Genomic DNA, 464 nt, shown 5'->3' with positions numbered 1-464 from the left:
ACTTTTTCTGTACCTTGTTCGATATCGAACAAACGTAGTATCTTCAATCCAACGTTCGCTGGGATATGGTCGATGACTGTGCCATTTTTGATCGCCTCGACCTGCATTTTTGTTTGCTTGTCCATAGTCATGCCCCCCTTAGTAGTCTTCGTTTAATAGTAAGGCGAGTAGTGCCTCGCGCGCATAGACGCCATTTTCGGCTTGCTCGAAATAATACGCATGCTTCGTTTTATCTACGTCAACCGTAATCTCGTCAACGCGAGGTAGAGGGTGCAATACCTTAAGATTATCCTTTGCAGGCTCGAGCATTGCTGCCGTTAGAATGTAGGCAGCCTTCATATGCACATATTCAGAGGGATCAAAACGTTCTTTCTGTACGCGCGTCATATATAGGATGTCGAGCTCTGAAATCACATTTTCCATTGAGCTATGCGCGGAGTACTTGATACCCGCCTTGTTCAACT

General features: G+C 45.5%; 1 protein-coding gene and 1 pseudogene. Both read right to left on the bottom strand.

All coding sequences use genetic code 11. The features are described from left to right. Nucleotides 1-107 (bottom strand): aspartate carbamoyltransferase regulatory subunit (locus A3739_RS31375; protein ID WP_369821103.1); only part of this gene is annotated, 107 nt, incomplete at its 3' end. A 31-nt stretch (nucleotides 108-138) separates the two neighbouring features. Beyond that, nucleotides 139-464, bottom strand: a pseudogene (locus A3739_RS08820) (aspartate carbamoyltransferase); the annotation flags it as partial.

The sequence above is a fragment of the Oleiphilus sp. HI0067 genome (assembly GCF_001635735.1).
Note: the sequence above shows the minus strand (reverse complement) of the source record. Positions and strands in the feature narration are given on the sequence as shown.